The organism is Pandoraea sp. (genome assembly GCF_004297875.1).
Lineage (GTDB): Bacteria > Pseudomonadota > Gammaproteobacteria > Burkholderiales > Burkholderiaceae > Pandoraea.
In genome coordinates, this window is record NZ_SCSK01000010.1 from 102020 (window position 1) to 123597 (window position 21578).

Annotated in this window: 18 protein-coding genes; 4 read left to right on the forward strand and 14 right to left on the reverse strand. The window is 60.0% G+C overall.

Translation table 11 applies throughout. From position 1 onward, the window contains the following. Positions 1 to 67: 67 nt before the first annotated feature. The 8 genes from lnt to EPN80_RS05145 all read right to left on the reverse strand — a co-directional run bounded on the left by lnt (position 68) and on the right by EPN80_RS05145 (position 7960). The gene (gene lnt / locus EPN80_RS05110) at positions 68 to 1618 is read right to left on the reverse strand and encodes an apolipoprotein N-acyltransferase (protein ID WP_293024481.1); all 1551 of its coding nucleotides are present in this window, start codon (positions 1616 to 1618) and stop codon (positions 68 to 70) included. Between the two features lie 3 nt (positions 1619 to 1621). Further along, complete coding sequence (locus tag EPN80_RS05115; RefSeq protein ID WP_293024483.1) at positions 1622 to 2488, reverse strand: transporter associated domain-containing protein; 867 nt, start codon at positions 2486 to 2488, stop codon at positions 1622 to 1624. 79 nt (positions 2489 to 2567) lie between these two features. Then, positions 2568 to 3185: a gamma-glutamylcyclotransferase gene (locus EPN80_RS05120; RefSeq protein ID WP_293024485.1), complete on the reverse strand. Its 618-nt coding sequence runs from the start codon at positions 3183 to 3185 to the stop codon at positions 2568 to 2570. Then, positions 3182 to 3685: an rRNA maturation RNase YbeY gene (gene ybeY / locus EPN80_RS05125; protein ID WP_293024487.1), complete on the reverse strand. Its 504-nt coding sequence runs from the start codon at positions 3683 to 3685 to the stop codon at positions 3182 to 3184. Before ybeY ends, EPN80_RS05120 begins: the two co-directional genes overlap by 4 nt. Further along, positions 3685 to 4731: a PhoH family protein gene (locus EPN80_RS05130; protein WP_293024523.1), complete on the reverse strand. Its 1047-nt coding sequence runs from the start codon at positions 4729 to 4731 to the stop codon at positions 3685 to 3687. The genes ybeY and EPN80_RS05130 overlap by 1 nt, the downstream gene beginning before the upstream one ends. 36 nt (positions 4732 to 4767) lie before the next feature. Beyond that, positions 4768 to 6114 (reverse strand): tRNA (N6-isopentenyl adenosine(37)-C2)-methylthiotransferase MiaB, encoded by a 1347-nt coding sequence (miaB, locus tag EPN80_RS05135; protein WP_293024489.1) that lies wholly within the window; start codon positions 6112 to 6114, stop codon positions 4768 to 4770. 156 nt (positions 6115 to 6270) lie between these two features. Then, a complete protein-coding gene (locus EPN80_RS05140; protein ID WP_293024491.1) occupies positions 6271 to 7164 on the reverse strand; it encodes a zinc ABC transporter substrate-binding protein in 894 nt (297 codons plus the stop codon). A 670-nt stretch (positions 7165 to 7834) separates the two neighbouring features. Next, positions 7835 to 7960, reverse strand: a complete 126-nt coding sequence (locus EPN80_RS05145) for a hypothetical protein (RefSeq protein WP_293024493.1) — start codon at positions 7958 to 7960, stop codon at positions 7835 to 7837. 380 nt (positions 7961 to 8340) lie between these two features. Between EPN80_RS05145 and EPN80_RS05150 the strand changes: the two genes are divergently transcribed. Genes EPN80_RS05150 through EPN80_RS05165 form a run of 4 tightly spaced genes read left to right on the forward strand, consistent with a single transcriptional unit; the run spans position 8341 to position 13558 of the window. Continuing rightward, entirely contained in the window at positions 8341 to 10263 is a 1923-nt protein-coding gene (locus EPN80_RS05150; RefSeq protein WP_293024495.1) for a PrkA family serine protein kinase, read from the forward strand. A 24-nt stretch (positions 10264 to 10287) separates the two neighbouring features. Continuing rightward, complete coding sequence (locus EPN80_RS05155) at positions 10288 to 11550, forward strand: YeaH/YhbH family protein (protein ID WP_293024497.1); 1263 nt, start codon at positions 10288 to 10290, stop codon at positions 11548 to 11550. A gap of 51 nt (positions 11551 to 11601) precedes the next feature. Next, positions 11602 to 13143, forward strand: coding sequence for a SpoVR family protein (locus EPN80_RS05160; RefSeq protein WP_293024499.1), 1542 nt, complete (start codon positions 11602 to 11604; stop codon positions 13141 to 13143). A 10-nt stretch (positions 13144 to 13153) separates the two neighbouring features. Then, positions 13154 to 13558 carry a VOC family protein gene (locus EPN80_RS05165; protein ID WP_293024501.1) on the forward strand — a complete coding sequence of 135 codons (405 nt, stop codon included), beginning with the start codon at positions 13154 to 13156 and terminating at the stop codon, positions 13556 to 13558. Between the two features lie 18 nt (positions 13559 to 13576). Here the strand turns inward: EPN80_RS05165 and EPN80_RS05170 are convergent, their stop codons facing one another. From EPN80_RS05170 to EPN80_RS05195, 6 genes are all read right to left on the reverse strand, one after another. After that, positions 13577 to 14968, reverse strand: coding sequence for a diguanylate cyclase (locus EPN80_RS05170; protein ID WP_293024503.1), 1392 nt, complete (start codon positions 14966 to 14968; stop codon positions 13577 to 13579). Positions 14969 to 15070: 102 nt separating this feature from the next. After that, the gene (locus EPN80_RS05175) at positions 15071 to 15484 is read right to left on the reverse strand and encodes a hypothetical protein (RefSeq protein ID WP_293024505.1); all 414 of its coding nucleotides are present in this window, start codon (positions 15482 to 15484) and stop codon (positions 15071 to 15073) included. A gap of 147 nt (positions 15485 to 15631) precedes the next feature. After that, positions 15632 to 16681, reverse strand: a complete 1050-nt coding sequence (locus EPN80_RS05180; protein ID WP_293024507.1) for an integrase domain-containing protein — start codon at positions 16679 to 16681, stop codon at positions 15632 to 15634. A gap of 449 nt (positions 16682 to 17130) precedes the next feature. After that, complete coding sequence (locus EPN80_RS05185) at positions 17131 to 17322, reverse strand: hypothetical protein (RefSeq protein ID WP_293024509.1); 192 nt, start codon at positions 17320 to 17322, stop codon at positions 17131 to 17133. A gap of 873 nt (positions 17323 to 18195) precedes the next feature. After that, entirely contained in the window at positions 18196 to 20337 is a 2142-nt protein-coding gene (locus tag EPN80_RS05190; RefSeq protein WP_293024511.1) for an AAA family ATPase, read from the reverse strand. Between the two features lie 138 nt (positions 20338 to 20475). Beyond that, positions 20476 to 20760, reverse strand: coding sequence for a hypothetical protein (locus EPN80_RS05195; RefSeq protein WP_293024513.1), 285 nt, complete (start codon positions 20758 to 20760; stop codon positions 20476 to 20478). Between the last annotated feature and the right edge of the window lie 818 nt (positions 20761 to 21578).

Below are 21578 nucleotides of genomic sequence, written 5' to 3' on the forward strand. Positions count from 1 at the left end.
AAGTCGATTCAGGCGCGCTCGCCCGGCCGCGGTCGCGGGCTGGCGCCTGTTGCTAAAACATTGAATTTTAGCGGGTTTTGCTACGTTTTGCGATGCCGGCGGCGCAGCCGAGCACCAGCACGGCCAGAATCAGCGCCGGCCAGTTGCCCAAACGGATGTATGGCGTGAGACCGGCGTAGGGTTGCACCGAACCTTCGAGCACGCCGGGCGTCTCGCGCGGCAAAGCCGCCTGGATCTGGCCGCTGGCCTCGATGATGGCCGTCGCGCCGGTGTTGGTGGCCATCAGCATCGGGCGCCCGGTCTCCAGCGACCGCATGCGGGCGATCTGCAGATGCTGGTCGAGCGCGATGGTGTTGCCGAACCAGGCCAGATTCGATGCGTTGACCAGCACGTCGGCGGGCTCGGCCTGGTGTCGCAAGGTGCGCGCGATCTCTTCACCGAACAGGTCTTCATAGCAGATGTCGCCGGCAATGCGGTTCGGGCCGACGGCAAAACTGGGCTGGATCGCGTCGCCGCGATGGAAGTCGCCCAGCGGGATCTTCATCAGGTCGACGAACCAGCGAAAGCCGAAGGGCACGAATTCGCCGAATGGCACCAGATGATGCTTGTCGTAGCGGTAAAGCGTCTGGCTGCCAGGGTTGAGTCCGAACAGGCTGTTGGTGAAGTCGGTCGGGCCCTGCGGCGTGAGCGTGTCGCCGACCGCACCCAGCAGGATGTGCGAGCCGGTGGCGTCGGCAAACGTCCGTATCGGCGTGGCGACATCGTCGGGAATCTGTTGCAGCAGCACCGGGAAGGCGGTTTCCGGGGTGACGATCAGGTCGGCCGGCTTGGCCACGATCATGTCGCGGTAGAGGCGCATGGCTTGCTCGACGCCGCTGCGCTCGAATTTCATTTCCTGCGGGACGTCGCCTTGCAGCAGGCGCACCGAGATCGGCTGGTGGCTCGGATGCGTCCAGGCAACATGCGACAGGCCCGAGCCGAGCCCGCCCACGGCCAGCAGGGCCAGCAAAGGCATCAGGCGCCGCGCGAGCGGCATGCCGGGGCGGCATAACGTGGCGAGCAGCGCGGCACTGCCGGCTGCGGCGGCGCTCACGCCATACATGCCGACCACCGGTGCGTAGCCGGCGAGCGGGCCGTCGGTATGCGCGTAGCCGCTGGCAAGCCACGGGAAGCCGGTAAACAGGGTGCCGCGCAACCACTCCGATAACAGCCATGCGGCAGCGAAACACAGGATGCGGCGCACGCCCGGACGCGGCGCAAGGCTTCTGCTCAGGCCAGCGGCCAACGCGGGGAAGAGTGCCAGGTAAATTGCGAACAGCACCACCGCCAGGCCGGCGATGGGCGCCGGCATGGCGCCATACGTGTGCATGCTGACGTATAACCACCAGATGCCGGCCAGGAACCAGCCCAGGCCGAAGGCCCAGCCGCTGACGATGGCCTGGCGCACGCTGGCGCCGCGCTCGATCAGCGCATAGAGGCCGGCCAGGGCGGCGATTTCCAGCCACCACCAGTCGCGCGGCGCGAAGGCCAGCATGTGAAGCACGCCGCACGCCGCGCCGATCGTGGCATACGACCAGCCCTGCCGGGTGCGCGGCAGTGTCGCCGTCGTCACGCGCATGTTTTATTCCTGTGTCACGGGTTGGGCCGGCGGGGTCTTTCGGATCAGCAGGACATGAACTTGCCGGCCGTCGGCGCGCAGCACCTCGAACAGCAGGTTGTTGATGCGGATGCGCTCGCCGCGCCGGGGTACCCGACCGAACTGGTGCGTCACCAGGCCGCCGATCGTATCGTTTTCGTCATCGTGCAACTGGGTGCCGAACGCTTCATTGAACTGCTCGATTTCGGTCAGGGCGCGGATGCGGTAGCTGCCGTCCGGCGCGGCAATGATGTTGTCTTCTTCCTCGTCGAAATCGTATTCGTCCTCGATGTCGCCGACGATCTGCTCGAGGACGTCCTCGATGGTGATCAATCCGGCCACGCCGCCGTATTCGTCGACCACGATGGCGATGTGGTTACGGTTGACGCGGAAGTCGTGCAGCAGCACGTTCAGACGTTTCGATTCGGGAATGAACACGGCCGGCCGCAGCATGTCGCGCACGTCAAAGTCCTGGTTGACGTAGCAGCGCAGCAGGTCCTTGGCCAGCAGGATGCCGATGATGTTGTCGCGGTTGCCCTCGTAGACCGGATAGCGCGAGTGCGCCTGTTCCAGCACGAAGGGCAGGAACTGGTCGGGCGTCTCGGCGATGTTGACCGCATCCATTTGCGCGCGCGGCACCATGATGTCGCGGGCACACAACTCGGCGACCTGGAACACTCCCTCGATCATGGCCAGGGAGTCGGCGTCCACCAGGTTGCGCTCGTGCGCGTCCTGGAGAATTTCCAGCAATTCGGCGCGAGATTCGGGTTCGGGAGAAATGAGGTCGGTCAAGCGCTCCAGCAGGGAGCGCGGTTTGTCCACGGGTTTGCGACTGGGGTAGGGGTCGGTCATGACTGTGCGTCCATCACTTCCGGGCGCGGGCGTTAACAAGAGAGTCTCAAGGATACACTAATCACATGTCACGGCATCGCTAGCGGCAGCGTCGCAGGATGGCTTCGAGTGCCCGGTCGGGCATGTCGGCCTCTCGCAGGGCCTGTACGGTACGGGCGACGTAATCGTGGGTGGTGCCGTAGCGCCCTTGCGCGCGGCGGAATACGTGACGGATCAGGTCGTCGTTGAGCCGGCCGGCGTAAGTCTTGACGTCGCGCCGCATCACGAAGGCCAGGGCGCGTGTGGCGTGTCCGGTGGCGAGCGTGCAGCGCAGCCAGGCGGGGTTGTACGACCCCATGGCCATCTCGCGGTACCACAGCGTTGACAGATGGCTGCGCGCCTGATCGGCGCTCAGGCGCATCGCCAGCCCATTGCAGGAGCCGCCCCGGTCGAGCGCGAGCACCAGGCCAGGCTGTTCGGGCGTGCCGCGATTGACCCGCGACCACAGGTAGAGGCCGCGGTGGTAGCCGAAGACTTTGGCGCGGCGGGTTTCGACCACGGGAACGCCCGGATTCCAGATCAGCGAGCCGTAGGCGAATAACCAGATATCGTCTTTGCCGTCCCAATGCCTCAGCGCTTGATCGAGCGAAGCGGCCATTTCTTCCTGGCTCAGGTGGCGCGCAATACCGAGATCGGGTGGGTAGGCCGGGCGATTCATGACTGTATTGCGGGGGGGCCTTTCGGATCTGCGGGCGCGGGTTCGAGGTAGGGGGCGGGAAAACCCAGGCCGGTCAGCAGCTCGGTTTCGATGCCTTCCATTTCAGCGGCCTCGGCCTCGGTTTGGTGGTCATAGCCCTGTGCGTGCAGCACGCCGTGGACGATCAGATGGGCGTAGTGCGCGCGCAATTCCTTGCCCTGTTCCCGGGCTTCGCGCTCGACCACCGGGCAGCACAGCACGATATCGCCGCTGACCGGGTCGCTCTCGGATTCCGCGTAGGCGAAGGTCAGGACATTGGTGGCGTAGTCCTTGCCACGATAGGTTCGGTTCAGCGTTCGGCCCTCGTCGGCGTCGACGAAGCGCAGCGTCAGCGCGGCGTCGGCAAACAGGGCGGCCTTGACCCAGCCGCTCAGCGTCGCGCGCGGCAGTATCGCCTTGTGCGCGGGCCAATCCGCAGTGGCGAACTGCACGGTAAGCTTCAGGGCGTGAGCGCGAGTCATCAGCGGCTGCGCTTGGTGTCGCCCACGCCGTCGGGCACATCGAGACCGGCTTCGGCGTGGCGGGCGTGCTCGTCATACGCCTCGACGATCCGGGCGACCAGCGGGTGGCGCACGACGTCGACGCTCGAGAAGCGCGTCATCGCAATGCCGCGGACGTTCTTCAGAATGTGCTGGGCTTCCATCAGGCCGCTTTTGTGGCCGCGCGGCAGATCGACCTGCGAGGTGTCTCCGGTGACGACGGCCTTGCTGCCGAAACCAATCCGTGTGAGGAACATTTTCATCTGTTCCGGCGTGGTATTTTGCGCTTCATCCAAAATAATGAAGGCGTGATTCAGGGTGCGACCCCGCATGTAGGCCAGTGGCGCGATCTCGATCATTTGCCGCTCGAACATCTTCTGGGTCTTGTCGAAGCCGAGCAGGTCGTACAGGGCATCGTACAGCGGCCGCAGATAGGGGTCGACCTTCTGGGCCAGATCGCCGGGCAGGAAACCCAACCGCTCGCCGGCTTCGACCGCCGGCCGGGTCAGGACGATGCGCTTGACCGCGTCGCGCTCGAGCGCATCGACCGCACAGGCGACCGCCAGATAGGTCTTGCCGGTGCCGGCCGGGCCAATCCCGAAGGTTACGTCGTGCGACAGGATCTGCTTGAGATACTCGCGTTGCGTCGGCGTGCGCCCGTGCAGGTCGGCGCGCCGCGTGTGCAGGACCGGAGAGTCGGCCTCGTCGAGATCGCCGCTCACGAACGGGTTGTCGTCGGCGCCCAGGCGAATCGCCGGGCGTTTTCCCTGGCGGGTTTCCACCAGGCCCAACTGGATATCGTCGACCGTGAGCGGGTCCGACGCGCGGTTATAGAAAACCTCGAGCACCTGGACGGTTGCCGCGGCCGCCTCGCCGCGCACCGTAAAGCGGTGGCCGCGCCGGTTGATCGCGACGTCGAGCGCCTGCTCGATCTGGCGCAGATTTTCATCGAGCGGCCCGCACAGATTGGCCAGTCGCTTGTTGTCGTCCCGTGGCGCGGTAAATTCGTGGGTGGGCGCTTTCAAGATATTTTTGTCGGGGGCAGCGGTGTGATGGGGAGGGGGTCAGGGCCTGGCGGCGATTTCACCGCGCAACGAGTGCGGAAACGCCTGGGTGATGGTGACATCGATCATCTGGCCCGGCAGCCGCGCACGCTCGTCGGCTGGCGCGGGGAAGTTGACCACCCGGTTGTTTTCGGTACGGCCCTGCATTTCCTGTGCGTCCTTGCGCGAGACGCCTTCAACCAGGATGCGTTGGGTGCTGCCGACCATCGCCTGGCTGATGCGCTGCACGTTTTCCTCGATGGTAGCCTGCAGCGTCTGCAAGCGGCGCAGTTTGACCTCGCGTGGCGTGTCGTCCTCGAGATTGGCGGCCGGCGTGCCCGGCCGCGGGCTGTAGATGAACGAGAAGCTGGTGTCGTAGCCGATCTCTTCGACCAGCGCCATCAGTTTGTCGAAATCGGCCTCGGTCTCGCCCGGAAACCCGACGATAAAGTCGGATGACATCGACATTGCGGGACGGAGTTGCCGCAGACGGCGGATGATCGATTTGTATTCGAGCACGGTATAGCCGCGTTTCATGGCCGAGAGAATGCGATCGGCGCCATGCTGCACCGGCAGGTGCAAATGATTCACCAGCTTGGGCACCTTGGCGTAGGTCTCGATCAGTCGTGACAAGAATTCCTTCGGGTGGCTGGTCGTGTAGCGAATCCGCTCGATGCCGGGAATCTCCGCCACGTATTCGATGAGCAGCGCGAAATCGGCAATCTCGCGCTGGCCCATCGCGCCGCGATAGGCATTGACGTTCTGGCCGAGCAGCGTGACTTCGCGCACGCCCTGGTCGGCGAGGCCGGCGACTTCGGTCAGGACGTCGTCGAACGGGCGCGAAACCTCTTCGCCGCGGGTATATGGCACAACGCAATAGCTGCAATATTTACTGCAGCCTTCCATAATCGACACGAAAGCGGTGGCGCCTTCCACCTTGGCTGGCGGCAAATGGTCGAATTTTTCGATTTCCGGGAAGGAAATGTCGACCTGCGCGAGACCCAGCGCCCGGCGTTTGGCCATCATCTCCGGCAGCCGATGCAGCGTTTGCGGGCCGAATACGATATCGACATAGGGGGCGCGCTGCACAATGGCGGCACCCTCCTGGCTGGCAACGCAGCCGCCGACGCCGATCAGCAGATCCGGCTTTGCTTCCTTGAGCGCGCGTACCCGGCCGAGATCGGAAAACACCTTTTCCTGGGCTTTTTCGCGCACCGAGCAGGTATTGAAAAGAATGACGTCCGCATCCTCGGGATTGTCGGTTTTTTCGATGCCCTCGGCCGCATCGAGTACGTCGACCATCTTGTCGGAATCGTACTCATTCATCTGACAGCCGAATGTCTTGATGTAAAGCTTCTTTTTTGCCATTTCGAGCGCCGATCGCAGTGGTTGACCTGGGGGCGTTTGGGAGAAAACTCAGGGGATGGCCGCAGACTACACGGGCCGCGAGCCGCCGACACGCGCTGGCAAAATGCCGGCAGCGAGATCGGGGGCGCGTCAAGCCCGATATTATAGCCGGTCGGACTAGCGGTTGCTTTTCATCGCGCTGACTGCGACGCGGATATTGTGCTGGAACAACTGCAGATAGGTGACGGCTTCCTGGGTCTGCGAGAGCGCATCCGCGTATAGCTTGCCGCTGACTTTCAGGTGTGCGTCGCGGGCGACCCGCTCGACGACCTGCGGGTTGGTGGTGTTTTCCGCAAAGATTGCCTGAGTGCCGAGGTAGCGAAGCTTACGTGCCAGACGGCCGATTTCCCAGGCGCTGAGTTCGCGGGTGCGTGTCGGGCTGGGCGGCGTGATGAACCGGATGTCGAAGCGCTCGCCAAGATATCCGAAGTCGTCATGGGCGGTGAAAATGACCCGGCGCGTCGGCGGGATCGGCGCCAACTGCTTATGGGCCCAGGTGACCAGATCGTCGAGCGCCAATGTGTAATTGAGCGCCCGCTCGCTGTAATACGCCCGCCCGGCCGGGTCGGCGGCGATCAGCGCGTCGCGAATGCGCGATACCACGGTTTTGACCAGCACGGGGTCCTGGAATACGTTGGGATCGGGCACCAGTTTGCCGTGCTCCCGGATCATGCGGGGTCTGATGCCTTCGGTGACGACTGCGATGGGGCCTTGATAGTGACTGATTGCCCGCAGGTGCGGCAACCAGTTTTCCAGCCCGAGCCCGTTGACGAGCAGCAGGCGCGCGTGGTCCAGCTTGTCGGCGTCGGCAGGCGTGGGCTGGTAGGTGCGGCTGTCGCGGTCCGGGCCGACCAGCGTGCTCACCTCGACGCGATCGCCGCCGACGTTATGCACGATGTCGCCGAGAATGCTGAAGCTCGCCACCACCGGGAGTTTGCTGTCCTGGGCGTGGGCGAGGCTGGTCAGCATGGCCAGACAGGCCACCAGCCAGGGCTTCAGAAAACGCTGCATCTTGCTCTCCTTGTCAATCCTGATGCACTGCCGTCCCGTGTGCCTGCCGGCGCCCGGCCAGGCCCCGGGTCGTCGGGGCACCTGCCGGCGCCCATTGTCGGCAACGGGAGGGCGGGGGGCGTGACCATGCAGCCGCGGAGCGGGCTTCGATTGGTCAAAGCATGACAGAGTAACACTGCTTGCTGTCGTCTCCGGAAATTGTCGCTGCCATCAATGTGTCAAATCAACGCGTCCGTTACCTCGTCCCTGGGTGGCCGGGCGCCACTCCTAGCGGCATAGGCGCCGAGCGCAACGCGTTGTATGTGATTGCGGCTGATCGGCTGGCAGATCCGATGGGGTCCAGCGTTACCCTTACTCCGGGCGGCACGCGGGTTTTGAGAGCGGCAGGGCTGTCACACCGGGATGTTTAATATGCAACAAAGTTGCATTTGCGCGCGGATTTCCGTCATCCGGGCCCCGCGCCCGCCGTGTCCGCGCATGCGCGTCCATATCAGGGTTTTGGAGCGTTGCGCCGGCAACACATTTTTTCTGGCGGGCGTAACATAGTTTGCAATAGGGAGCCGCTGGGCCGGCCGGTCCATGCCATCCGACGAGGAGGTTGCCGATGTCCTGAAGGTGGTGTTTTTCGCGAAGCAATCGACGTCCCACCGGTCTGATCCGATGTACTCGGTCAGCCCGCGATCAGGCCTCGTTTTTTCTCGGCCGCTACCCATGCCATGATGATTTCATTCGACTCGATGATCATCGCGCCGAGTGCTTCGATTAAAATCCGGCGCAGTCGAATTCCGACAAACATATTGCATTCCTAAGTGCTTCGTAGCACTGTAATGTCAAGCCGGCGAACTAACCAAATGACTCGTGCGGCCGGCGCCCAGCCGCTTGCGCCGGAGCGGATTCGACGTGTGTCGCGCTCGGGCATGCATGCATTTGTAATTTGATGAAAATGCGCGAGACAAGATTTTTTTTTGCGCATATGATGAAGTTAAGTGTTGATTTTTTGCGGCACAAGTTTAAAGTCAACCTAAAGCGGTTTTCAGTCGTTCATGTGATGGAGTGCAGGTCGAGCAAAGCGTTTGCGGCTAGCGATCTTTTGCGAAACCAATGTATTGCATTCCGGGTCTATTAGCATGACACGCGCCGCATGCGGCGGGTTACTAAAGAGGCGGGGTGACGTATATGGATATTTTCAGCCATTACACGACGCGTTTCGAAGCTCGCAGAGAGGAGGAATTCACCATCCAGGAATACCTCGAGATCTGCAAGAAAGACCCTACGGCTTACGCGACTTCGGCCGAGCGCATGCTCAAGGCGATCGGTGAGCCCGAGCTGGTGGATACACATCACGATCCCCGCCTGTCGCGCATTTTCTCGAACAAGATCATCAAGATCTACCCGGCTTTCCGGGACTTCTACGGCATGGAGGATACGATCGAGCAGATCGTATCGTTCTTCAAGCACGCCGCGCAGGGGCTCGAGGAGCGCAAGCAGATCCTGTACTTGCTCGGGCCGCCGGGAGGTGGCAAGTCCTCGCTGGCGGAAAAGCTCAAGGCGCTGATGGAGGAAATCCCCATCTACGCGCTGAAGGGCTCGCCGGTGCATGAGTCGCCCCTGGGTCTTTTCTCCGCCGCCGAGGATGCCAAGATCCTCGAGGAAGACTATGGGATTCCGTCGCGGTACCTGAACACGATCGCGTCGCCATGGGCGGTCAAGCGGTTGCACGAGTTCAATGGCGACATCACGCAGTTCCGGGTCGTGAAGCTGCGTCCGTCGGTGCTGGCCCAACTGTCGATCGCCAAGACCGAACCCGGCGACGAGAACAACCAGGATATCTCCGCGCTGGTCGGCAAGGTCGATATTCGCAAGCTCGAGGACTTCCCGCAGGATGACCCGGACGCCTACTCGTATTCCGGCGGCCTGTGTCTGGCCAATCGCGGTTTGCTCGAATTCGTCGAAATGTTCAAGGCGCCGATCAAGGTGTTGCACCCGCTGCTTACGGCGACCCAGGAAGGCAACTACAAGGGCACGGAGGGCTTTGGTGCGATTCCGTTCGACGGGATCGTGCTGGCGCACTCCAACGAAGCGGAGTGGCAGGCGTTCAAGAGCAACCGCAACAACGAGGCGTTTCTCGATCGGATCTACATCGTCAAGGTGCCGTACTGCCTGCGCGTGACGGATGAAGTCAAGATCTACGAGAAGCTGGTTAAGAACAGTTCGCTGGCCAACGCACCGCGTGCGCCCAATGTGCTGAAGATGATGGCTCAGTTCGCTGTGCTAACGCGCCTGAAGGAGCCGGAGAATTCGAACCTGTTCTCGAAGATGCGCGTGTATGACGGCGAAAACCTCAAGGACATCGATCCAAAGGCGAAATCGTATCAGGAGTATCGCGATTACGCGGGCGTCGACGAGGGCATGACCGGACTGTCGACACGGTTTGCCTTCAAGGTCCTGTCCAAGGTCTTCAATTTCGACAACACCGAGGTCGCTGCCAATCCGGTGCATCTGCTCTATGTGCTCGAGCAGCAGATCGAGCGGGAGCAATATGCGCCCGAGATCGAGAAGCGCTACCTGGCATACATCAAGGAGTACCTGACCGCGCCATTCGTCGAATTCATCGGCAAGGAGATTCAGACCGCCTATCTGGAGTCGTATTCCGAATATGGCCAGAATATCTTCGACCGATACGTGAATTTCGCCGACCTGTGGATTCAGGACCAGGAATACCGCGATCCGAATACCGGTGAGATTCTCGATCGCACGGCGCTCAACGACGAGCTCGAGAAAGTGGAGAAGCCGGCGGGCATCACCAACCCAAAGGATTTCCGCAACGAAATCGTCAACTTCGTACTGCGGGCACGAGCGAACAATGCCGGCAAGAATCCCTTGTGGACCAGCTACGAGAAACTGCGCGCGGTGATCGAAAAGCGCATGTTCTCGACCACCGAGGATTTGCTGCCGGTGATTTCCTTCAATGCGAAGTCGTCCAAGGAAGATCAGGAAAAGCACGCCAACTTTGTCAATCGCATGGTTGAGAAAGGGTACACGCCCAAGCAGGTTCGCCTGTTGGTCGAATGGTACCTGCGCGTACGAAAATCCTCCTGACGACTGCGCCATGCCGAGGAAACTATGTCCGCAATACTGGATCGGCGGGAAAACGGCAAGAACAAGAGTGCCATCAATCAGCAACGCTTCATCCGACGCTACCGCGAGCAAATCAAGCGCGCGGTAGCGAAGGCTGTGGCCGGGCGCAAGATCACCGATGTCGACAGCAGCGGGCAGGTCTCCATTCCGGTGAAGGACATCTCGGAGCCAATGTTCCATCACGGCCAGGGCGGGCGGCGCGAGATGGTGCACCCAGGCAACCGGGAATTCGTTGTCGGCGACAATTTCGAGCGGCCGCCACCGCAGGGTGGCGGCAACGGCAGCCGGGCGAGCGACTCCGGCGAGGGTGAGGACGACTTCGTCTTCACGCTCTCGCGCGAGGAATTCCTCAAGTTTTTCTTCGAGGACATGGCGCTGCCTGACCTGGTCAAGCGCCGGCTCGCGCAGATTCCGGAATTCCGCAAGGTGCGTGCCGGTTACTCGATCGACGGCACGCCGTCCAATCTGAGCGTCATCCGCACCATGCGCAGCTCGATCGGGCGGCGCATTGCCCTGTCGGCACCGTATCGCAAGCGCCTGCGCGAAGTGGAGGAGGCATATCTTGCCGCCGTGGCCGAAGCCGGCGGCGAGTCGGAAAAAGCACAGTCCCTGTTGCGCGAAATGACGCGCCTGCGCATGCGCCTGGAGGGCATTCCTTATATCGAGAAGCTCGACCTGCGCTATGCCAACCGCATTCTTCAGCCGCGCCCGCAGGCTCAGGCCGTGATGTTTTGCCTGATGGACGTGTCGGGCTCGATGGATCAGAGCCGCAAGGATCTGGCCAAGCGATTCTTCATGTTGCTGTACCTGTTTCTGCGGCATCACTACGAGCGCATCGACCTGGTGTTGATTCGGCATCACACGACCGCCAAGGAAGTCGACGAAGACGATTTCTTCTATGCGCGCGAATCGGGTGGCACGGTGGTCTCCAGCGCGTTGAAGCTGATGCTCGAAGTCATCCATGACCGATATCCCGTCAGCGAATGGAATATCTATGGCGCACAGGTCTCGGACGGCGACAACTGGGACGGCGACTCGCCGATCTGTCGGGAGCTGTTGCACGATTCGATCATGCCGCTGGTGCAATATTTCGCCTACGTCGAGGTGGCGAGCGTCGAGCCGCAGAACCTTTGGAACGAATACCTGGCGGTCAAGGAGGCCTACCCGAATTTCGCAATGCAGCGCATCATGGAAGCTGCCGAAATCTATCCCGTATTGCACGACCTGTTCAGGAAAAAGGCGACCTAGTCAACTGTGTCGCTTGCTGGCAGCCGACGACTCACGCACGGATGCATCATCATGGCCTATCTATCGACCGGTTCGGAATGGACCTTTGAACTGATTCAGCGCTATGAAAGCGAAATTGCGCGCATTGCCGCCAATTTCGGGCTGGATACCTACCCCAATCAAATCGAGATCATCACGGCCGAGCAAATGCTCGACGCCTACGCCACGGTAGGTTTGCCGGTCGGTTACCACCATTGGTCGTTCGGCAAGCATTTCCTGGCGTCGGAACGGGGCTACAAGCGCGGCCAAATGGGGCTCGCCTACGAGATCGTCATCAACTCGAATCCGTGCATCGCCTATCTGATGGAGGAGAACTCCATGACCATGCAGGCGCTGACGATTGCGCATGCGTGCTACGGGCATAATTCCTTTTTCAAGGGCAACTATCTGTTCCGCGCCTGGACCAGTGCCGACGCAATCATCGACTATCTGCTGTTCGCTCGCAATTACATCGCCGAATGCGAGCAGCGGCACGGCGAACAGGAAGTCGAGTTGCTGCTCGATTCCTGCCATGCCCTGATGAATTACGGGGTCGATCGCTACAAGCGTCCGAAGCGGCTCTCGCTGGCGCAGGAGCAGGCGCGCCAGAAAGAGCGCGAGAATTATCTGCAGACGCAGATCAACGATTTGTGGCGCACCTTGCCCACGGCCATTCACGACGACGATGAACTCGACGGCGAAGGCGCAGAAGGCGAGGAACCGACATTTCCTCCCGAGCCTCAGGAAAACCTGCTGTACTTCATCGAGAAGAACGCACCTCGGCTGGCTCCCTGGCAGCGCGAGATCGTGCGCATCGTGCGCAAGCTCGGGCAGTATTTCTATCCGCAGCGCCAGACCAAGGTGATGAACGAGGGTTGGGCCTCGTTTTGGCATTACACCATCATGAACCAGCTATACGAGGAAAAGCTGATTACCGATAGCTCCATGATGGAGTTTCTGCATGCGCACACCAACGTCATCTATCAGCCGCCGTATGACAGCCCATACTACAGCGGGCTTAACCCTTACACGCTCGGCTTCGCCATCTTCCGCGACCTGCGCCGCATGTGCGAGCATCCGACCGACGAGGACCGCCGCTGGGCGCCCGACGTGGCAGGCAGCGACTGGCATAAGACGCTCGACTTCGCCATGCGTAACTTCAAGGACGAAAGTTTCATACTGCAGTTCCTGTCGCCGCAGGTGATTCGCGATCTGAAGCTTTTTTCGATGCTCGACGATGATCGCGACAGCCGGCTGCGCGTGACGGCCATTCACGACGACTCGGGCTATCGCGCCATTCGCGAGATGCTGGCCGAGCAATACAATCTGAGCAACCTGGAACCGAACGTGCAGGTGGCCTCGGTCGACCTGCATGGTGACCGGTCGTTGACGCTGCGGCACGTTCAACATGATCGGCGACCGCTCGATCAAAGCTGCGAAGACGTGATGAAGCATGTCGCGCGTTTGTGGGGTTTTACGGTGCGGCTCGAAACGGTGTTCGACGATGGACGCAGCGAAATGGCGTTCGAGACCAGGGTGGAGCGGCCGCGTCGCCGCTACAGCCTGACGCCTTGAGATAGCGATCATGAGACTGCAGATTCTGGGCATCGACCATGTCGTCCTGAGAGTGTACGACATGGCCCGCATGCGGGCTTTCTATTGCGACGTATTGGGTTGTGTGCTCGAACGCGAGCAGCCTGAACTCGATCTGGTTCAGTTGCGCGCTGGCGATGCATTGATCGATCTGGTCGACGTGGCCGGCAAGATCGGCAGGCAAGGCGGCCGAGCCCCCCAAGCCGACGGTCGTAACATGGACCACTTCTGCCTGCGCGTTGCGTCATTCGAGGCGACGCAGATTCGCAGTCATTTGGAATCGGCCGGGGTGGAGGTGGGCGATCTGGCTACGCGCTACGGCGCCGAAGGCGCGGGACCGTCCCTTTATATCCGCGATCCGGAAGGCAACACGGTGGAGCTCAAGGGCAGTGTCTGACAGGGCACGCGGCTGGGGCTAGACGGTCGAAGCTGCCTCCTGGTAACGGCTGAGCACGCTCTGGTTGCGTCCCTTGTGCTTGGCTTCGTACAGCGCTCGGTCTGCGTTGGACAGCATCCGGTCAACATTCAGCGCGGTGCCGGGCAGCCAAGTGGCTATCCCGACGCTGATGGTAATCGCATCGCCAGTTGCAACGGTGTGGGCGGGAAGCATTTCCGTGGCGGTCTGGCGAACCGATTCTCGTAGGCGGTTACTCACCATCAAGGCGGTCGTCTCATCGGTGTTCGGGAGCACCACGGCAAACTCCTCGCCACCCAGGCGAACCGCGAAATGGCTTGGCTGCGGGATGCACTGCAAAATCGTAGCGGCAACGCGTTGGAGCACGGCATCGCCGAAGGGGTGGCCATGCCGATCATTGACCTGCTTGAAAAAATCGATGTCGATAAGCAGTAACGAAAGTGGCGTTTTGAGGCCTGCAACCTTGCCGGCAATTTGTTGTGCCCATACATCGAAATAGCGACGATTGTGAATTTTCGTCAACGGATCGACGAACACCTGCTCCGCCAAATCGGTGTTGGTCAGGGCGAGCGACTGATACTGCCGGGTGATTTCCAAAATCACCGAAATGGCTGCGGTGGCTGGAGCCGCGATCATCATCAAACAGGCGAAACACCACTGGATGGAATATGGCGACCGTGCCGAAAGCACGAGCGTGATCTCGCAGATGATGATGATGAGAATCACCGAGACGAGCAGAAAAACCTTGTGGTCAAGACGCGTTTTGCGGCAAACGTAAACCAGCAGCGCCGCATCGCTCATCGCGAGCGCGGTGCCGATCAGCAACGGCCATTGTGATCCAAGACGCGTCGTCATCGCTGTTGCCAACGCGGCGTGTTCGCGCGTGATCAGCAACGTCAAGGCGGCCCAGGATGCGACCGCCACAAGCCCGTATTGCGCAGTGGCCGGATAGCCGGCCGGATGGGATGTCTCACGGCGGGTTCGAAGATAGGAGCGAGTACCAAGAGCGACGAACAGCGCAAAGCCAATCTCGCCTGCCAGCCAGAACCACGCGCCTTGCGACTGCCACATTGGCGCAGAGACACTGGCAATTGGCATGCCGGAGCCGAGAATTGCTTGGGTGAGTTCGAATAGGCAGCGAGACAAAAACGCATTGCCAAGCAATGCCAAGTAACGCTTGCCGTTATAAAAATACTGTGTGCCGAATAATATCGCGGCCAGCAAGTTCAGAATGCCGGCGATTGAAAGTAAAAATACCAGCAGCAGCGGATCAGCGGATGCTTGTGAATCCTTGACGATATAGCTCGATGCGGTCAACGCAAATATAAAGACGACGACTACGAACCCCGCAACCCGATTCCTGGGTTCGGTTCGACTGATGGTGCTTTCCATGACTATTGTTTGCCATTCCAATGGCTCCAACCAGCATGCAGAGCACGGAGCCCAATCACTCTGGTGGCTCAGCGCTCCCCCGATAATTTAAATGCATGATAATTAATATTTTTTGCCATGATACATCAACCGTTCATCGACGCCCGGCCGCGAAATATTAGTTGGTGCTGAATTTTGGGTGCGGCGGCGGCGCCGGTGCGTTTCGTGCACGCTCTTGGCCGGTACCGTCAACTCGGCAAGATTCTTGGGCGGAAATCCGGATTGAATTAGGATAAATCGGATGGCCGCTAGCGTCATAATCGCGTTTTTTCCTTCCATGCTGGCGATGCAGTGATTTGCAAACGGTCCGAACGTGGTCTTATCGATGTTTTTTACGCTGTCGGGCTCGAATCCGGCATCCCGCAAAAATGCCGTAAAGGTGAGCCATGACGAGTGCATGATTTCCGTCAGTTTCCTACCACATTCAATCTGCGAAACGATGCTATTGATCTCTTGAGAAACTTTGATGTCTTCCATGTTTTCCTCGTATCGGTAAGTAAGTACTTCGAAGGTTATTTTTGAAAAAATGACTCGCAATATCCGTTATGTCTATTGGCTGCCTTACTTTAAGTATGTTCGTCGTGAAAAGGAGAGCACCGGGTCGATGTCTCCTATATCCGTCACCTATAGGTGAACTGGTTGGATACGGCCCACTGGAAACCCGCTTGCCTGAGCGTGTTGGGCTTTGACCTGAATGCGCAGGCTGGCGCGGGGAATTTTCTTTGTCGGCTGTCTGTTGTGAGCTTCGCCTTTTTTTGGCTTCAACTTTCCCTTGAAATATGGCTTGAGCGGTTGGCAGTAGACGGCCAAGATCATAGGTATTCGGCTTGGTCCGTGACCAAGACTCTCGCTCACGCGTACCAAGGTCTCATCAGGTGATACCCCGGCATTAAGCATCTCCATCGCCTTCGTTTGTGCGTAGCTATATCGCAACGCATGGAACGACACTTCGCCTCTCATCCCAATGGATGAGAGCAAGTAAGCCATTCGGCCGATTGCCGATTTCAGGTTGTCTTGTCCGCCAGAGATAAACTTGAAATCTTTTTCCCGCGCATATTCGAGCGCCTCATCAATTGCGGAGAGAGTCTGGTCTCGCTCGCCCTCCATGATTTCTATTGCACGACGGCGACCGTTTTTCGTGCCCCGTAGTGTGGGTAGACTATTGTCGCCGTGGACGATGGCTGCGCGCCACATGGGTAGATCTCGCGCGCACATCAATGCCTCTTTCCTTCGGAGACCGAGGTGTCTGCTTAGCTTGATCAGTAGCGACAGGCCAACTTCGCCCCGCTGCTCGCAGCGTACTATAAGCGCTTCAACTTCTTCGGTGGTAAGCGCGCGTTTAGTGCCCGAGCGGGACCGGCGCGGTATGCCAAGCCGTGAGTTTGAGCAAATTTCATCGATGTTTCTCCCGGCTTCGCGAAAGATAACTCGGATTGATGAGAATACGTTGGGTAGAGTTGCTGTCCGCATACCCTCAGCCATGAGATAGGATGCATAAAATTGCACGGCAACTGGGTTGATTTCGCTGAAACGTGGTCGCAACTCTCCCACATTTCGACAAAACGACAAGAATCCATTGAGATTGGACCTTCTGTTTTTTTTGGTCCCGCTAGCCCCACCACGTCGCTCGTTACTCAGCCGGACACCGTGACGCGCACTCGAAAACGTTGCCATGATCTAGCTCCTCCGGAAAGCGCAAAAAGATTCTGTTCGGCCTTGCGCTTAGCTCGAACAGACCCCCTTCCAGCCACCAATTGGCTGTATTTCTATTGGTATTGCGCCTTTGATTAACAATCCGGCCGGGGGTCGAGCCAGATGCATCAAAGGTCGCTTTCTACGAGTGGCAGAATGGAAGCGTGTTTAGTTTTGCATCCAAAAAACGCGGAGCAAACGCTTCGAACTGCACTCGATTTGATTGGTTTTCCCGCAAGGTGATATCTGCACAGAAGAGTCCTGTGCAAATGACGAGCGCGCGCTCGGCGGGACTTTTGAATGCCTGGAGAGGCATGATTGGATCGATCGATTGACCAAGCGACTGCTGTCGGAAAAATCGATCTGGTTGCTTGAAAAGGGCGACGTCAAAAAATGCAGATAGACTGCCCACCCCTGAGTGAAGCGCGGCGTTAAATACTCAAAAAGCCACGCAATGCACCAGGTGTTTCTTGATTGATGAAAATATTGAAAGTCAGAGAAACGGGGGGTATGCGCGAGCATCCCATTCCCATTTTGTTTTTATGATTTGCAAGGGCGAATAACGCCGCACTCAAGCCGAGAATCGCTTTGGATTTGTCACGATTTTGATAGTTGGGCAACATTTTCTTGTCGTAGCAGCGCCGCTGCCGCGATTTCGAGCGTCAACTCTTCCACCATAATCGGTAAGGCAGCACTAACTAGTCGCTGCCCCATTCCAAAATGGGTTGGAGCGACTGACTGCTCGATCCATTCGCTGTCTTTGATTGTGCTCAGCCTCTAAAGTCCGACGTGCCATAGCAGTCATCAGTAGAGGTGAGTGTGTCGTTCTCAGTGAAGATTTTGAATTTGCTGATGCTGGCAAGCCGACCGTCTTAGATTGCAACCGCGATGGCCAAAAACGCTAATACAACCGCTGGTTCTCGACTAGATTGCTCTCTCTGGTATTGACGTATACAGCGTGATTGCTTTTCATTATTTCTCCCCATTTTGCCTCGTAAGGCCGCAAAAAGAAGAGACTACCGAATGCCTTGGTAAAAGAATTTCACCAAAGAATTCGATTGAACAGCGTGTCTGCTCAATTAATTTAATAGCATAAGCTATTTTCATCATGCCTGTCACCAGGCGTACTTCATCATACCAGACCAATTCAAATGTGGCAAGGACTAGTTTTGTTCAATGTCGCGAGCACATGAAGTGCTCCGGGTCTGTAGCACGTAATGTGTCAGGTTTTTGGGTGTCGTATGGAGCTACTCGTGAGCCGGGCACTTTGCTTACAGGAAACCCGGAAGATGAGATTCGAAGCGGTCTACACTGACTCGCGACACAGGCGGCTGAAGTAGGCCAGCACGCTTACTTAGAAGTTTGTGAACGGATGTTTCGACGGCTGATGTGCCGCTAGTGAGTCAGATGGGCGGTCAAAATCTTTGAATGTGGGGGGTGTCCGAGAGGACGGCCCATTCGTTTTCACAAAAGCCAAGCCACGCCCGCCCACGCAGCTACTCGACCACAACAGCCCGCACCCCAGCCTCGACGTCTGCGATCCGAATATCGGTCGTCCGATCCCGCATCCGCCGCAGCGCAGCGGCGGCCAGCGTCTTTTCGATCACCGCATCGGCATCCGCAATCGAGCGTCCGGTCACCCGTTCGGTGAGCAGGCTCACCGCCTCGGACGAGACCTGCCAGCGATCCCCCAGCTTCTTGTCGAGCGCGGTGTAGACATAGTCTGCCATCGCCTCGGGCCCCGGCACGTCGAAGACCACTTTCTCCTCGAACCGCCCGCCGCGCAGCGCCGCCGAGTCGATGCGCTCGTGGTAATTGGTGGCAGCGATGAACATCACATCCCGCATACGTCCGCCCGCACCGTCCATCGTGGTCAGGATCTTCTCGGTCAACATCCCGTAATTCGTCACCCGCCGATCCTGCAGGATGCCATCGGCCTCATCGATGAAGACAATCGCCGGCCGAATGTCGCACGCCTCCCGGTACAGCTTGTCCCAGGCACTGGGGTCGGCAATGATCTGCGCCCCGGTGAGCTTCAGAAATGCCCAGCCGCTTGCCTTGGCCAACGCCATCGCGGCTTGCGTCTTGCCCGTTCCCGGCGGGCCGGTAAAGATCAGCCCCCGCGGCAAGCTCGCGCCGAGCTGCTCCAGATCCTCGAGTTGCTCCATCTTGAAGGCCAGATCACATAGCAGATCCCGTGAAGCGTCAGGCAGGATGATCTCCTCGATCGCCTTGACGTTCTCCGGCAACTGACCCCGTCGGCCCTGCAGCAAACGCATCGCCCGCATACCGACGTCGAACGTGACGGGCCCCGCGAACAGGCCATCGCGTCGCATCTCGCGCAACTGGCCCCCCAGGGCGGACAGGCGCGCCGCGCTGAACCCCTCCCAGCGGCCGGCCAGCGCCTGGAGGGCCGACCGGTCGATGGCCTCCACCCCCAGCTCATCGACGATCGCCCGGTACAGGAGCGCCAGACGCGCTTTGAGGTCCGGCGCCGGAATCTCGATCTTGAAGTCGAACCGTCCGTCCCGCTTGCCGGCCGCATCGAGCGCGTCGAGCCAATTGGTGGCCGCCACCAGGATGACCTGGGAGCCGCGTAGCGCGACGATCTCGGTGAGCATCACATTGGTCAGATCCCGATCCATGGCGTGGGTCATATCGCCCCGGCTCTTGATGAACGAGTCGATCTCATCGATGAAGAGCACGCAGGTGCCGATTTTGCGCGCTGCAGCAAACACGGCCTTGACCTTCTGGGGCGTTTCGTTGATCCACTTCGAGGCAGCGTCGCCATAAGCGATCGACAGGAAGGGAATGCCCAATTGACCCGCCAGCGCTTCGGCAAAGAGCGTCTTGCCGTTGCCCGGCTCCCCGAAGAGCAGGATCCCGTTACGGGGCTTGCCCTGCGCCTCGATGATGTCCTGGGCCGCGCCCCATAGGCGCTTCTTGGTCGAGCGCATGCCGACGACATCTGCAAACGTATAGCGGGCCTGGCTCACGTTGTCACTGAAGTCATAGACGGGGGAGGCGGGTTGCGCGACTGGCTGGGCAGCTGGCGGCGCGACCGGTTTCGCGGGTGGGGCCGCAGGAGGTGCCGCAGGTGCTGGGCGCGGCACTGGGCCGGTGGGCGCCGCCGGCGTCACGGGTGTCTTGGGGGTGACGGGCTCAGGACGCTCCGCGGGGGCCGAATGCTCGGCAGGATTGGCCGGTGCGTAGAGAGCAGAAGCATCGGCAGCGCCAGCCATCGGCACCGACGGGCGAATCTTCATGACCACCGGAATCCAGACCTGGGTGCCGACGATCTCGATACGGGGTACGGCCGCGCTGCGGTGCAGGCGCCATAGTCGCCGGCTGGCATCGGCCAGGAGGAGTGCGGCCGGGACGCTGAAGAAGGATCGCTCCCAGACCAGGGGCAATAAGCCCAGCCACAGCACCAGGAAGGCCGTCCAGGTCCAGCCGCGCACTCGCGGGTTCGGCAGCCAGATGAGGGCGGCTGCGGCAACGGTTGAGCCTAGCAGCGTAGCTTGCTGGAGCGCGCCGGCGTGAGCCACACCGGGCAGTTGAGTGAAGAGGCCCGCCAGGCTGGCCAGTATGGCGAGAAGACGGATGCCCTGCAGGGGGCGAGCGTAACGTGGTTTCATGATGACCTCGGCTTTGTAGTTGTCGACGGAGGCGGAGCCTTGACGGCGGGGGCGCCTCCTGAGGTTCAGTGTCCAACCCAAAAGCGCCAACGCAAGTTGGCCTCGGGCGTGGCAGTAACAGTCCCAATCGGCGCTGCTTTAGCGCACGACATGGCGCGCGAGCCGCAGCGGCACGCCAACGAGTCGGCGCGTCCTTACCCGTCGCCGGTGGGTGCGCACCGGCTCGAAGCGACGGCGCTGGTCCTGCCGCCGCAGGCGGCGTTGGCGAGCCAGAGGCCGGGCCAGATCGGCACGCAGTCGACGGTGCCAGGCGGCGAGTGCCGCGACGGGAATCGCCGCATCGAGCGCGAGGGTGGTGTGGTCCTGAGTCAGTTGAACGACACGGCGGCCGTTGGGGCGGAAAATAAAATGCTTGATGCGCATGGGGGCTCCAGTGAAGAGAGAAATCGGGCAAGGGATCAGGCCAAGGCCTACTTGCGGCGTCGCAGCCACTGGAGCGCGGTGATCAGGGGTCGGAAAAATTCGAGCAGGATCTGCCAGAGCTCGTCGAGCAGGGCCTGCCACCATTGGGGTTGTGGGTTCATCGCAAAGCGCTCCTGAAGTCAGAGGCAAGCTCGCCTGTGACGGCGGTCATGCCCCGAGATTGCGGAACCCAGCGGCTTCAGACAGAGACAGGCAGGAGAGCGGCGACTTGGCGTCGTACTGTGAGACAACGTACAGATCGATCCACACCTGCCTGGGCATCGAAGCCACAGGGCAAATTCAGGATCTCATTGAGTTTTGCGAATGCAAGTCGGGTTGCGGCGGGAAAAACCTGAGGTGTCAGGGAGTTTGCGAGATGAGCGGACATCCGCGTCGTGCGGTTGCCGCAAGTCCGCGTTTGGGATTCGTCGAGGCGAAGCGTATGAGAAATCGGTATTGCTACGGTTCAGCGTTCTTCATCTCAGCGATGGGGAGAATCCACGATGTGATGCCTGCGAAGGAGTCGTGCAGTTGGCGAGATCGACGTCAGCGCGGCGCTCACCGCAATGCGGTGAAAGTTATATGCTGCGCTCTTCGGCGGCCCCGCTGCCGTATGGCAGTGGGGCTATCCACTAATATTTTCCAAACGAGCGAGATCACCTAGCAGGCTGTTGAAATTCGATCCCGCGTAAACGGGATCCTGGGGTCGAACGTTATGGATATCATGTTCATGATCTTTGGCAGTGAATTCGATGCGCGGAATGGATGAGATGCAGGAA